Origin of the sequence: Exiguobacterium abrahamii (genome assembly GCF_015645365.1) — a bacterium.
Classification (GTDB): domain Bacteria; phylum Bacillota; class Bacilli; order Exiguobacteriales; family Exiguobacteriaceae; genus Exiguobacterium_A; species Exiguobacterium_A abrahamii.
Genome location: NZ_JADOYC010000001.1, coordinates 1,580,208 through 1,593,582 on the forward strand (window position 1 = coordinate 1,580,208; position 13,375 = coordinate 1,593,582).

A 13,375-nucleotide genomic window follows, 5' to 3' on the forward strand; every position below is an offset into this window, starting at 1 on the left:
GCTACTGATAAAACGACGATGAATATGTATACGCATGTAATTCACACGTTACATGAATTACCGACAATAAACTCGCGACATTAATAGACAACAAAAAAACCGCTCAACCGAGCGGCTCGTGACATCTTGGCGAAAAAATAAAAAAGTGGGAAGTGAGTGGGAACTGACGCCCACTCACCTCTCACAAATCGCTTAAGCCTGCGGTCTTTTCCGACGCAAACCATAGTACTGATAGAATTGAACTTCGATATTCCCGTTATACAGCTTTCGGCGCTTCGTCGCTGGTCGACCATACGCTTTTTCGAACTCGACATACGATGTAATCATGTAGACACTGTAGTATGGGAATTCTTTATACGCTGTTCCGATCTTGCGGTACAGCTGATGAACTTCACGTGCGTCCTCGAGACGCTCCCCATACGGCGGGTTCCCGATGATGACACCGAAATCTTCCTTCGGTTTGAAGTCTGCTGCGTCGCGTTGCATGACGTTGATCGCATCGCGGACGTCTGCGAGTTCTGCGTTCGTTTTCGCGAGCTTGACCATCTCTGGATCGACATCGCTTGCGTAGATCTTCAATGGTTTGTCCCACTCGGCTTTGTCGTTCGCTTCGTTGATCGCATCGAACCATGCCTTCTTCGGAATGCATTTCCATTCCTGTGAGACGAACTCGCGGTTGATCCCTGGTGCGATATTACGCCCGATCATCGCTGCTTCGATCGCAAGCGTACCTGAACCGGTGAAGACGTCGTAGAGCGGCATGTCCGGCTTCCAGTTCGTCAGCATCAGCATCGCTGCTGCCATCGTCTCTTTGAGTGGAGCGGCCGAGTGGAATTCACGGTAGCCACGTTTGTGCAATGCGTCGCCTGATGTATCGATCGTCAATGTCGCGATGTCTTTTAACAAAGCAACTTCGACCGGATAGCTCGCGCCTGTCTTCGGCAACCATTCCGTTCCTTTGTTGTACTGTTCTTGCATGTGCGAGACGATCGCTTTCTCGGTGATCTTCTGGCAGTCACGGATCGAGAACAGCTTCGACTTGACCGAACGACCGTTGACGATGAAGTTTGCATCCCATGGCATCAATTCGTGCCACGGCAGTGCTTTGACTTGATCGAACAATTTTTCGAACGTCGTCGCGCGGAACTCAGCGACGACCAGTTTGATCCGGTCCGCTGTCCGGAGCCACATGTTCAAACGGGGAATGTCCTCCATCTCACAATCGATGTAGACCTTTCCGTCCTCGACCGTACATTCGTATCCTAACGCACGGACTTCTTTTGCGACGAGCGCTTCGATTCCCATCGCCGCTGTCGCGATGACTAAGCGTTTTGCCATATCGCGTTCACTCCTTTATCGTTTCTTCCACTGAATCGTTTCATTGCAATAAAAAAAGAGCCCAGGGTGGACCTGGACTCTCGTTCAACTTAAAAATAACAGCCTATGTGGTCCTGTAAGCCATGTTCTGTTCCTTAGTGTTCCAAACGGTTTGACCCTCACACGCAGGCGACAATCATCTATCTCCGTATTTGCATACGCTCTCCTTCGCGTTCAGTTCCGCTCCGGAAATTCCCCTACCAAATTTGGGTTTCTCGCTCGTGGGGTTTACCTCGTTCCACCTTCATGGTTTCCCATGAAGCTCCGTCACTGTGGCACCTTCAAGAAGTTTCGGCCATATCCGAAGACTTAGGCGTTCCTTCTGCCGTCAGCTTGACGCTGCCTACACTTATCTTTTTGTGTAGCACGATCACTACAGCCATCGCAGGCTGTGCGAGCATGGACTTTCCTCAAAGCACCGAAATGCCCCGCGATTGTCCGAACCAACATAGTCACTGCTTATGAGTGTAGCGTAGATGCCGCTTTCCTGCAAGAGGCAATTCTCGTTTTATAAACGAAAAAGTTGCGTCCCTGCCTCATTTCACGGTATAGTACAAGAGTTCAGAAGGGGGCATGTAGCATGAAAAAACGACGCTCTGGTACGAACCGGCGAACGGTTCGCAAGTTGACATTCCTGATCGAGATCGATGAGATCAAGGCACTTCATCTGCGAAACGGCATCTTCGCCTTCTATCGTCAAGGAGAGCTCATCCACGCGTTCGAGCCGTTCAACGTCAAGGCGCCCGATGCACTCTCAAAACGTAGCTATCATTTCGATCAACACGATATCTTGCTTATGAATGAACGTTTCCCTGAGCAAATCCCGTTGTATGATAATGCGATGACGTTACGCTCTTGGGCCGACCAGGTCGCTTATGGTTTATACCAATTGATCGATTCCAGTCGCCTGTCGTTCGTCCATGAGGATGACACAGGATACAAGATGGAAGCGATGATCACGTGGACTGGAGAGGCATTGACGCCTCCGACGCCCGTCTATAAAAAAGGAAAAGACCCGAAGTAACCTTCAGGTCTCGTACGGCGCTTCTCACTCGGTGGGAGGCGCTTTTTTTATTTCACTGTCAGGAGTCGTTCGACGGTCCGCGTATGGCGTCCGCCTGTCGTCGTAAAGACGAGCTTGTAAGCCCCCTTCTCTTTCAACTTATACGTAAACTTATGCGTCCCGTTCGTTAAATTCGATTGCGTGAACGTCTTGACGACCTTCCCGTCCTTATAGAGACGTGTCGTCGTCTTCGCACTCGCGTACTCATCGAAATAGAATGAAAACAGTTGGTTCGGCTTGACCGTTGACGGCAACGAGATCTTCGAGATCGGTGCTGGTAACGTCGCCAAGATTCCGGCGTTCAAGCGACCCGTCCCGTAATGCGACTTCGTATCGCCTGATTTTTTCGTCGCTGCCGCATATAACTTACTGCGCATCGTCGTGTTCGAGACGAACGGATTCTTCGATTTTGCGAGTGCCAGTACACCGCTGACGACTGGTGTCGCCATCGACGTTCCGTCCAAGTAGCCGTATTTATTCCCGACGATCGTCGAGTAAACCCCTTCACCCGGCGCCATGATGTTGAGTCCTTTGCCGTAGTTCGAGAACGTCGAGGCACGACCGAGCGTCCCGACTGATCCGACAGCAACGACTTGACTCATTGAGCCTGGGAAAAGAACTTTCCCCTTCCCGTCGTTTCCGGCTGCACCGACGACGAGGATGTTTTTCGCTTCTGCTTTTTTGATCGCGGACTCCATATATGGATCGTATTCATATTGTCCGAGCGACAGATTGATGACATCTGCCCCTTGCTCGATGGCATACAAAATTCCGTCGCCGATATCGATCGACCCGGCATATTCTCCGTCAAAGACGTCCGCCCCGATCAGTTTGACACCCGAAGCGACACCGACGATTCCTTGACCGTCTTCACGCGCCCCGACAATCCCTGCGACATGTGTCCCGTGATCATCTGGTTTTCGAATCCCGGAAATCGTCGTCGTTTTATAGATGACATCCTTGAACTCACGATGTTTCGTATCGATCGCGTCATCGATGATTGCAACACGAACATCCGATTTCCCGCGGCTGTACTTCCAGTAAGTCGGAATTCGTGACTGATCGAGGTACGTTTGCTGGAACTGGGCAGAATCCGTCGCTTTTTTGACGTCCGTGATCGGAATCAAATCGGCGTCGATATCCTCTTCCCCGAGATGTGCCAGTGGCTCGACGAGAGAAAATCCTTTTTGTTTCAGGGCACGAATTTCGGTCAGCCCCTGATTCGCCAACCATTCTTGTTTTTGTTGTTCTGTAAAGGTTGGATCGTATTGTACATATTGAGACTGCGCGAAAGCAGACGTTGGCATGGCGACGATTGTCGCTAGCGTGAGTAGTGCAAGTTGCTTTTTCATGGGTACCCTGCCCTTCTCTGTTTACGCGCCGACCGAAGAATCGTCTGGACTAAAGCGGAACCGTACCGTCCGGTTCTTCGCTGACTTCAAAAGGAATGATCTTTCCGATCGTCACGTAAGCATAATAGCGTGCAAGGACCGCACGCCAACGCGTTGCATCGATACCCGTCAGGTCTTCACCTAACGGGGAACCATCGAACGTCTCGAACTGTTGGCAAAAGAATGCTTCCTCTTCTTCATGCCACGTTACTTCTTCGCCGATGAACCCGGTCGAAAAGCGGACGAAGTCCGCAATCGAGGGTCCAATCACTTCTGCCGGCAAGCGTTCGCTCATCCGTCCGACCAGTTCATACCGGTCGCGTTGTGCTTGTTCCGCTTCTTCAATCGAATGACACAGCAGCACTTCACGATTTATTTCTACTAACACGACATAGTCACCACTCGGTAAATTGACGTGAATCATCCCTACACCCCTTGGATTGGATTCGTGCGGCTTCTAGGTGTCATTTTTTCTTCGATAATTTATAATGTCCATTTTCGATCAAATGTTAATTCAATCGGCTCGTTATCTTTCGACTTTAACATAACGACCCGTGTCGTTTCAATTTGATCAACGAGATCCGCTTGACGAAGAGACTGGATTTCCTTCGATGAACCGGCTTCAATCCGGTCTCTGTACGGGGCAAGCAACTCTTGTTGATTGCTTGCGAGCGCGTACCAGGCAAGACGGGCGAACGGTTCATCCTTTGCTGTCTCAAGTGCGTAGCTCTCAAAGATATCTGGAAGATAACTGCTAAATTGATCAAGCGCGTCGATGCGTTCTGCAACGTCGAGAATCGTTAACCAACTCGGGAGTGACAGCAACGATTCGCTTGACCACCAGTCGAGTAAATCGACATGTTCCTTAAGTAATTGCTGTGTTTCTGGTCGATCAATCATATGTTGTAGGGTCTGGATGAGTTCGTTCCAGGCAAGTGACCAGTATTCCTCTGACGGATTAGCTGAGAGGAAGAATTGACGGTAGACCGTCAGTAGTTCCGAAACGTCCGTTAATGGTTCGACTTCCAATCGTTGATTAAAGCGACTAACTGCTTTTGTAAAATAACTTGGTTCAAGCGTCAATGCCATATAGAGTAATTTCGGTGCATTTTTAATTTCGCCTTGATCGACCGTCTCAAATAATTCTTGGATCCATTCTGGTTGTGGTTGTGTCATAATCCTTTTCCTCCGTCTAGTAAATTTGTTTACTATACCCGAAAAAAGATTAGTTGAATCATGCCTACCTTAAATTGCTCCGATTCGTTGGGCGGTTTCCTCCGAACATAAGACGATCAGCGTACCGTTTTTCGGAATCGGTTCGTCGAGACGTTGGTTCAAATCAAGCCGCTTCCCGTCGGATAGAATCGTCACTCCTTCTTCCAGCAAAGCGTGAAACGCATCGCGGTACGTCGCCCATTCCGGTCGCGTCGGAATCGAGAACATCCCTTCACCGTCTTTCGTCAACAGATTCGTCACGACCTTCGTCACACCGGGATGATGGGACGCGAGGATCGCCATCCGGGCAATCGTCTCGTCACCAAGCAACACTTCATCGACCTTGACCTGTTCAAAGCTGTCGAGATGTTCTTCAAGCATCATCTCAACGATCGTATAGATATTCGGATTCGCCCGTTCGATGCTTGAGGCGATCAACAACGTACGACCGTCAGCGTGGACCGGCGGAATCGAATGATCGGCGAGAACGATCGCCCGGACCGCCTTTTCGATGTGTGCCCGCTCGAGCGTTGACGTCAGCGCCGGATCACCACAGACGTAATGGAACCGGGGATGACTGAACGGCTCTTTCTCCAGATCGTCGACGAGGACGACATCCGTATGTTCGAGCAATGACTCGATGACGTGCTTCGAGCGCCGACTGTATCCGAAGACGACCGTATGCCCTGTTTCTTTCACTTGTAACAACCCTCTTTCCTTTTGATTACGAATCAACTGGACACCGTCGACCAGTTTTGAGATCAATCCACCGACGATCCCGATTCCGAAGATGAAGACGAAGATCGTCAGAATCCGACCGGTATCCGAGTTCGGGAAGAAGTCGCCGTATCCGACCGTGACGACGGTCGTCATCGTCCAGTAGACAGCACGGAAGTAGGATCCGAACGTCGCCGGCTCCAGCGCATACATGATGCCTGCGACACCGAAGACGAAGATCAACGACGCATACCCGAGCGTCCGCATCCGTAGAAACGACACCTTTCGTAAAAAACGTAACCAGACCATGTTTTTTTCATTCCTTTCGAACAATCCGGTCTCTTCCCCTGTCAATAAGGGCGAAGGAGGTGATACACATGACACAAGCAGAAGAGATCAAGACGAGTCTCGTCATCGTCTTCGAGCGAAAAGACAAAGTGACAGCAAACGGTGATGCCGTCGTCGCACGCCGCCGCTACAACGGCTTACGTTCGAATCTTCCAGCAGACGTCGTCGCTTCGATCGGGCAATCGATTGGCAGCTTACTCGACGGACGCTACGCGCTGACGGAAATCAGCCGTGACTACGCTTTACTGAAGGCATAACCCATCCTCTACATTTCATGAAAGGAGTGACCATTGATGGAACATACGATCGTCCTGACGTTCGATACGGTGACGAAAAAACCGTATCGCTTACGTATCGCTGGTGCGAAGGAGAATGCGACCGTGGCTGAGATTAAAGCAATCGGTGACTTGTTCGTCGCCCATGACCCGTTCATGAACGGTGTCACACGTCTCGCGTCCGCCGAATTGCAAAACAGTTCGGAATCGGCATTCGTCTTGTAAGCTTTTTCAGTCCATCGTCACGGGATTACGTGACGATGGCTTTTTTTTGGTATACTAGAAACATCAACCAGCTGAAAGGAAGTCAATTTATGGCCAAACGCCCACTCACTCCTCGCGAATGCGAACTCGTCGTCTGTAGTCTCTACGTAATGGAACTCATCCCGTTCGAAGGCATCATGGAACGTCTCGAATCCATTACGCTCCGAGACATCATCGGCCCCGTCGCACGTGGTGAATCGACGCGGGAGCAAGCTGCTGACGCGCTTGACCAGTACATCAAGGTCCGACGTCGCCGGTTCCGCAACGTCCCACCGGAACATCTGTGGTCGCTTGACGACCGGATTGAACAAGAGGCACTGCGGATGATCCGCAAGCGTTCGCCGCTCTCGGCAGGAGAAAAGCTCCAGCCGAAAGCCATTCCTCATGAAATGGGGGATACGGTCGAGATGAAAGTGACCGAAATCCAGGATCGCAACAACAAAGTGACCTTGATCGGAAAAGTCGGTAACGTCACGGCGAAGCTTCCGGTCGCGAACCGTCAAGCCTATAAAGGCAATAAGACGATCTCCGCCTGGATCACGGGTGTCGAGAAAAAACCCGCCTTACTTCATTTGTCGACATCCGACTACGGCAAACATCAGCCGTCAGAAGACGTCAAGGCAGCGTATGCGACTGCCGTCGCCGCGTTACGTCGCTATTTCGAGACGAACAAGCTCCCGACGACCGAAGAAGTCGATCTCGCAAAATCACTGTTTCAACGGATGATCCGCCGCGATCAGAACGATTGGTTCACGGTATACGTCGCGATGGGGCGCCCGCAACTCGATCACGTCCGGCGATGGGTCAAGGTCATCCAGATGCTCGCCCGCTCCCTGCGCGGGGACGAGGAAGCAACACAACAACTCGCTTCGCAGGAAGATCGTTTTTTCAAGGATGCCTTATTGCGTGCCTGTAAAGCAGCAGAGAAAAACTTCACGTCTTGATGCTTTCGCCTTAGAACTCGTCGATTCCTAGTCAAAACGAAAAAAAGAACGCTTCGGACCGGATAAGTTTTTCCGGGACGAAGCGTTTTTTCGTGGATCATTGAACCGCAAAATCATAGATACGCGTTCCTTTTTTACGATTCGCATCTTTGATTTCTCCTTGATACATCAGTTGCTCATTCTTCAGATCGATCACTGACACTTGGAATCCATCGTTTGTCTCGGAAGAGAGATAAAGCTGCGTCTCGTCCTTCGAATCCAACCAATCAATTTTTTTCAAAACGAACGGACTGCTTACGCTATGCTCGGATAATCGTTTCGTTTCCAAGTCGAACATCGACCATTCGATTCGTTTCGTCTCCCCTTCCGGCAGGCGGAAGCCGATGAGATAACGACCGTTCGCATAGGGCGTATAACCGATTTGCTGCTGATTCAACTCCTTGATGGAACGAACGCTTTTGCCGTCATCGAGGAAATAAGATAGTTTAGTGTTCTCCTCATCGCTGTCAGACGGTTGTTCCGTGTAGACCACCTCATTTTGATGAATCGCTAAAAATTGACGAGCGTGTTTAGGCGCCACTGGCTTTTGAAGAACGATCTCTTCAACCCGGTCGCCTGTTAAATCGAGCACAAGCAGTTTTGTTTCCCTTGGCTGATCGACTCGATCGAGTTGGATGTAGACCTTCATCGCCTGTTTATCGACAACACTGGCTTGTATGTCCATCCCCGTCTCAAGTTTTGTATCATACTGAAATGTTTTCTCGAACATCTCCTCCGTCTTAAACGTAAACATCTTAAATTGCAGTTTATTGTGTTTGATCTGAATCGCATACTCTGATTGTCCATCACTGCTAGCGTTCGTTTCCATTTGCGTCGTAAATTCGTAATATTCATCTGGCAAATCCGTCATGCTATCTTCACGGAATAGTTGTCCGACGTAAGAATTTGACTGTTTTTCGATGTCTCCCTTAGCGTTGACATCATAAATCGTCGAACGCATGCCTTTCGTCTGAAGACGTAAATTAAAATTTTCGATTTGCGAAGGTTTTCCACTGACGGTCTCGAGCGAAAAGTCTGCTCCTTTGATCGACAGCGTGTAGCCGATGTAGCTTCCGATTGTTATGAGAATGATCACTCCATAGATCAGAAGTTGACGATATCGTTTCATGAGATTTCTCCTTTAGACGGATAGACGCGTCTGGACTAACCGCAGATTTTTGTACGACACATATAACGTTAAGAGCACGATGTACCCGAGATAAAATTGCATGTGCAGTTGACTCAAATCGTTCGAAATAGCTGACAATGCTAAGCCCAAAATGATATAACCGCCAATCAACGCAATCCCATGTAATCCGACGAGCAAGAACGCTTTTCCCTTTCGGAACGATCGTTCAAGTAATACTGTCATGAAGACGAACGAGATGACGATGAATGTCATCAGTAAGATGAATAAAATATCACTCGGATACATCGTATAGAACAACTTCATATAGATGGAGTATTCATTGATGCTGGCTGTGACCTGTTGAGCATCTGGTAACAACCATAAGTAGAGATTACGACTAAGCAACAACAGCCCCCACTGAATTCCGATCAAACTAGTCACGACAAGTAAGAGCGCCGTCATTTTCGATGCAATAATCGCCCGACGTGACCCCGGTAACAATAGTAGCCGGTAGATGTACTTCGTCTCGCCCACCCAGTCGCGATACCAAATCCAGAACGCGAACAAGACGATCATCCCCATTGCTAATACAATGATTGAATCGTAAAAATCCGTTGCCTGTGCGAAGGTCAACGCACCACCTGCTCGCGCGATCGCATCCATTTCTGATATCTGCTCGATACGCATCGTTTTCTCGATCGTGCTTTGATAATCGTAAATCTGATAGAGCAGTGACGCGATTTCCACGACGATCAACCCTGAAATCAACAACACCAGTAATTTCGTACTTCGTTTAAGTTCTTCATTCGTTAATAACAACCAGCGTTTCATCCTTGATATACCTCCCGCATCCGGTCTTGGACCGATTGATGATGACGGCCGCGTAACTCATCCGTCTCTTTGACTTCGACGATTTTCCCGTCCCGTAAGAACAACACTCGGTCAATCACCTGTTCGACCTCGGCAATTTCATGAGTCGTCATCAGGATACTCCGTCCTTCCATGAACTCACTTGAGAAAATCCAGGCAATCTGTTCTTTCATGAAGAGATCGATTCCCGCGAGCGGTTCGTCAAGTAATATGTAAGGTCGATCGAGGGCGAATCCTAAGACGAGATTGAACTTCGCCTTGTTCCCTTTTGATAAGTTCGCCATTTTATCCGTCGTAAACAGCTGGAACGTCTGCAGCAACCGTTCCGCTGTCTCTTGATTCCAATCTGGATAATGATCCGCCATATACGCGAGCGCTTGTCCGATCGTCATGTAGCTCGGCATCGTCTGGAGATCAGGCACGAACGCGATCTGGTCGCGCGACGCTTTACCGTCGACCGTCACCGTCCCGGCATCTACCGGAATCAGACCGAGAATTGCTTTTAAAATCGTCGACTTCCCTTCCCCGTTCAAGCCAATCAGACATGTCACTTCGTTTAGACCGACAGAGAACGTCACGTCGCGTAAGACCTGTTTTTTTCGTCCGTATCGCTTTTGTAGCCCCTTCACTTCAAGCACTAGAATTCCCCTCCTCAATTCCTACCATTGTATTAAGACAATAGTACATCTGTTAACTGTATGGTACATGCCATACAGTCTAGCGTCAACCTGTTTTTTCCTGCTATCATCCAGAAAATGAAAAAGAGCCGGACAATCATGTCCGACTCCACGAGTATTTCGACTTCGTTTTTACTTTTTAATTTATGAAAGAAGAGAGACGTTTTGTTCACTCGAAATCGCTTCCTAGGGAAAAACAAGCAGGAGCGACCCTGCAACGAAGTGAAGCGGCGCGATGCTTGTCCCAGGAAAACGATTCGAGATGAACAAAAAAAGTACACGTTATCTTCACGACGTCTGATTCTTTCGATTTGTTGATCAAAAAAGAGAGGACGCCCTAATGGACGCCCCCTCTGAACACGTGACTGGTGTTTCAATAAATATCAATCGTTGACTCCAGTGCCCGGCATGTCCGACGCACGGTCGGTAAGAAGTCGGTACGTTTTGCGACACCGCCTTCAATCTGGACATGCTGAATGCCTTTCGTCCGCTGCATCGCTGTTAAGACGGTGACCAGCTCGATGAACCAATTCGAGATCAGTTCGACGACCTGTTCGTCAAAAGCGGCAGCGCCATACACATCATACCCGTTCTCGCAGAGATGGTTCGGGAAGCGGGCTTTGAACCGATGAATCAAAGTGTCCGTCGTCGGAATCAAAAATTCGTCGTAGATGACACGTTGTTCGGCATCAAGCGTTTGTTCTGTCACACCATCCATCATTAAATGTGGCTGATTGCCGATATTCAATGTCCAACTCGTCTTCTTTCGCTCGCCAGTGGAAGTGATCGTTCGCATGGTTTCATCCATCTCCTTTTGATGTGTAAGCGTTTACCTTCTCATTTTACCTGTCATTTGACCTGTTCTGCAACCGTCAACTTGACCAATTTAAACGATGACTTCGCTTGACATTCAGTCTACCAAATTCAACGCTTTTTGACGATGTCAGGAATTAACATCGTCCTTGTAGATGTAGACGGCAACGAGATCAATCAAGACATGGATGATGATCAGCGGCCAGAGTGTCTCGAGCGCTAAGTACAAGTAGCCGAATCCCGCTCCGATCAGTCCTGTCACGAGAATCGCGAACCACCCTTGATAACGATGGGCAATCCCGAACAGGATGGCACCGATCCAGACGAAGCTGACTTCAGAGAACGGTAAAAATAATCCAAGCGTATGGAAGAGAAACCCGCGATAGATCAACTCTTCCGTCACCCCTGCCATTAGCGCGACCATTTGGAACCCGGTCCGCTCCTCTTTCGTTCGCGGCAGAATCAGTCTCTCCGCCTCACTTTGATAGAGCGGCAACAAACGTTTCCGAAACGCTGGAACGGTCGCTGTCAAAAGCAAGACGATACAGAGAAAGACGATCAGTCCGATCGTCGCGTACCAGACTGGACCACTTGGGACAAAAAACGTCAAACCGATTTCCGGTAACCGTGTACCGCTAATCAACGTGCCACCGACGAGCAACAGACATAAGATACCGCTCGACTGGACCATCGAGGGGTAGAATTCCTTGCGGGGAACGATCGTTAAGTCGACCGGTCGGACCGCTGCGATGATTGAGAGGACGACGAGCAATCCGAGTAAAAATCCATTTACGAAGAGATACATGACTTCGACTCCTTTTTTGATTCCACACTCCCGTCACAGAAAGTGCTATTAGACCCTACTAAAATATGATACCATTCAGTGGAATCCTATATAGAGGAGAGAACAATATGCGAAAAGTTTTTCGAATCAGCATCTTGTTCGTACTGTTCGCCCTCATCGTCAGTAGCTTCATCTACTGGCAAAATCGGGAACGTGTTCAAAATGAAATGTATCGTACGTATTATGGACAGCATGGCGTACCTGCCGAGAACATCGACATCTACGAACAAGCCGCGGCACGTTACGGCATCGACTGGAAGCTACTCGCCTCCATCCATCGCGTCGAGACGATCTTCTCAAACTCGTCAGCGATGCAATCGTCCGTTGGCGCCATCGGTCCGTTCCAATTCATGCCGAAAACATGGGTCGGTTGGGGATACGAAGGTGGCACGTCGCTCGGTGACATCGAGCATGACGGCATCGACGTGACGGATCCGGAAGCCATCGAGAAATATGGTGGTCTCGGAGTGGACGCGGACGGCGACGGGAAAGCCGATCCGACGAGTCTCGTCGACAGCGCCCACACGGCAGCGAAATACCTGAACCAACACGATGTTACGAAGACATCAGACCGAGACACGCTCGCGACAGCACTGTTTGAATACAATCGCAGTGAACAATATGTTTCTGACGTGCTCGCCCAATATGATCGTTACCAGCAACACGTCGAGGCGATCGATGCGAACGACCTCGACCTCAAGAAGAAGACACTCGCATTCTTCCTTCGCATCAGCTCACGTTTGACCAATTAAAAGGAGGCACCACCCATGACACCAGCCGATTCTTCCGAACTCTTGATTGAGGAATCGTCGATCCGCGTCCAGACGACGTTTGATCGAGACAAGACGAAACGCTATTTACGCAGCTACATCTTTGACGACATCGCAGAAGGGACGCACGTCGCCGCTTTAATCTACACACCACGGACGACGGACGCCTTTCTCTCTGGAACGACGACACAACGTGCGTACAATTTGATGAAGAAGTATGTCAGTGACCCCGTCAAACAATATGACATCATCAGTTTGATGCCAGACCTGCTCGTCAGCGAGGATCTGCCGTTCGCGCAAGCGAGCTTCGATGAGATGAACTATGAATTCGTCGCGAAGACACTTGCTGAAGTCAAAGCAAAAAATGGCGTCGTCCTCTGTGGCTGGGGATCGCCTGGTCGCCTGATGCACCACCTGCCGGCATATGAGGAACTGTTTGAGCAGTATGCCGACATCCTCTATTGCTCCGGCATCACGAACAAAGGCGAACCGAACCATCTACGCTTGACGATGGACGATAGCCCGATGATCACGTATAACGACATGAAACAAAAAGCGAAAAAATTGCGTCGTAAATGACACAATAGACCCTTCCATAACGGAAAGGGTCTTTTTTTGAAACATTTTCCATCAGCTTCG

Annotated in this window: 16 protein-coding genes and 1 other RNA gene; 6 read left to right on the forward strand and 11 right to left on the reverse strand. The window is 49.4% G+C overall.

What is annotated here, in order from left to right; all coding sequences use genetic code 11:
• Positions 1-192 precede the first annotated feature (192 nt).
• Entirely contained in the window at positions 193-1,338 is a 1,146-nt protein-coding gene (locus ITJ88_RS08245) for a THUMP domain-containing class I SAM-dependent RNA methyltransferase (protein WP_195865310.1), read from the reverse strand.
• 111 nt (positions 1,339-1,449) lie between these two features.
• Positions 1,450-1,823: RNase P RNA component class B (gene rnpB / locus ITJ88_RS08250), an RNA gene on the reverse strand.
• 134 nt (positions 1,824-1,957) lie between these two features.
• On the opposite strand from rnpB, the gene ITJ88_RS08255 reads away from it, so the two are divergent.
• Positions 1,958-2,401: a hypothetical protein gene (locus tag ITJ88_RS08255; protein ID WP_041255063.1), complete on the forward strand. Its 444-nt coding sequence runs from the start codon at positions 1,958-1,960 to the stop codon at positions 2,399-2,401.
• Positions 2,402-2,448: 47 nt separating this feature from the next.
• On the opposite strand, the gene ITJ88_RS08260 is transcribed toward ITJ88_RS08255, so the two are convergent.
• The 4 genes from ITJ88_RS08260 to ITJ88_RS08275 form a co-directional block, all read right to left on the reverse strand.
• Positions 2,449-3,792 carry a S8 family peptidase gene (locus ITJ88_RS08260; RefSeq protein ID WP_195865311.1) on the reverse strand — a complete coding sequence of 448 codons (1,344 nt, stop codon included), beginning with the start codon at positions 3,790-3,792 and terminating at the stop codon, positions 2,449-2,451.
• 49 nt (positions 3,793-3,841) lie between these two features.
• Positions 3,842-4,255: a hypothetical protein gene (locus tag ITJ88_RS08265; RefSeq protein ID WP_023467922.1), complete on the reverse strand. Its 414-nt coding sequence runs from the start codon at positions 4,253-4,255 to the stop codon at positions 3,842-3,844.
• Positions 4,256-4,314: 59 nt separating this feature from the next.
• Positions 4,315-5,007: a hypothetical protein gene (locus ITJ88_RS08270; RefSeq protein WP_195865312.1), complete on the reverse strand. Its 693-nt coding sequence runs from the start codon at positions 5,005-5,007 to the stop codon at positions 4,315-4,317.
• A 69-nt stretch (positions 5,008-5,076) separates the two neighbouring features.
• Entirely contained in the window at positions 5,077-6,072 is a 996-nt protein-coding gene (locus ITJ88_RS08275; protein WP_230088647.1) for a potassium channel family protein, read from the reverse strand.
• Positions 6,073-6,140: 68 nt separating this feature from the next.
• On the opposite strand from ITJ88_RS08275, the gene ITJ88_RS08280 reads away from it, so the two are divergent.
• The 3 genes from ITJ88_RS08280 to ITJ88_RS08290 all read left to right on the forward strand — a co-directional run bounded on the left by ITJ88_RS08280 (position 6,141) and on the right by ITJ88_RS08290 (position 7,594).
• Positions 6,141-6,368 carry a DUF1659 domain-containing protein gene (locus ITJ88_RS08280; protein ID WP_023467919.1) on the forward strand — a complete coding sequence of 76 codons (228 nt, stop codon included), beginning with the start codon at positions 6,141-6,143 and terminating at the stop codon, positions 6,366-6,368.
• 36 nt (positions 6,369-6,404) lie between these two features.
• Positions 6,405-6,611: a DUF2922 family protein gene (locus tag ITJ88_RS08285; protein ID WP_029341392.1), complete on the forward strand. Its 207-nt coding sequence runs from the start codon at positions 6,405-6,407 to the stop codon at positions 6,609-6,611.
• Between the two features lie 89 nt (positions 6,612-6,700).
• Positions 6,701-7,594 (forward strand): hypothetical protein, encoded by an 894-nt coding sequence (locus ITJ88_RS08290; protein WP_195865314.1) that lies wholly within the window; start codon positions 6,701-6,703, stop codon positions 7,592-7,594.
• Positions 7,595-7,691: 97 nt separating this feature from the next.
• On the opposite strand, the gene ITJ88_RS08295 is transcribed toward ITJ88_RS08290, so the two are convergent.
• The 5 genes from ITJ88_RS08295 to ITJ88_RS08315 form a co-directional block, all read right to left on the reverse strand.
• Complete coding sequence (locus ITJ88_RS08295) at positions 7,692-8,762, reverse strand: hypothetical protein (RefSeq protein ID WP_195865315.1); 1,071 nt, start codon at positions 8,760-8,762, stop codon at positions 7,692-7,694.
• 12 nt (positions 8,763-8,774) lie between these two features.
• Positions 8,775-9,593, reverse strand: coding sequence for a hypothetical protein (locus tag ITJ88_RS08300; protein WP_195865316.1), 819 nt, complete (start codon positions 9,591-9,593; stop codon positions 8,775-8,777).
• The gene (locus ITJ88_RS08305; protein ID WP_195865317.1) at positions 9,590-10,270 is read right to left on the reverse strand and encodes an ABC transporter ATP-binding protein; all 681 of its coding nucleotides are present in this window, start codon (positions 10,268-10,270) and stop codon (positions 9,590-9,592) included. Before ITJ88_RS08305 ends, ITJ88_RS08300 begins: the two co-directional genes overlap by 4 nt.
• Positions 10,271-10,682: 412 nt before the next feature.
• Entirely contained in the window at positions 10,683-11,117 is a 435-nt protein-coding gene (locus ITJ88_RS08310; protein WP_230088650.1) for a hypothetical protein, read from the reverse strand.
• A 135-nt stretch (positions 11,118-11,252) separates the two neighbouring features.
• Complete coding sequence (locus ITJ88_RS08315; protein WP_195865318.1) at positions 11,253-11,927, reverse strand: CPBP family intramembrane glutamic endopeptidase; 675 nt, start codon at positions 11,925-11,927, stop codon at positions 11,253-11,255.
• A 107-nt stretch (positions 11,928-12,034) separates the two neighbouring features.
• Between ITJ88_RS08315 and ITJ88_RS08320 the strand changes: the two genes are divergently transcribed.
• Both ITJ88_RS08320 and ITJ88_RS08325 read left to right on the forward strand, forming a co-directional pair.
• Entirely contained in the window at positions 12,035-12,718 is a 684-nt protein-coding gene (locus ITJ88_RS08320) for a lytic transglycosylase domain-containing protein (protein WP_023467911.1), read from the forward strand.
• A 15-nt stretch (positions 12,719-12,733) separates the two neighbouring features.
• Complete coding sequence (locus ITJ88_RS08325) at positions 12,734-13,315, forward strand: DUF1643 domain-containing protein (RefSeq protein ID WP_075642144.1); 582 nt, start codon at positions 12,734-12,736, stop codon at positions 13,313-13,315.
• Positions 13,316-13,375: the final 60 nt, after the last annotated feature.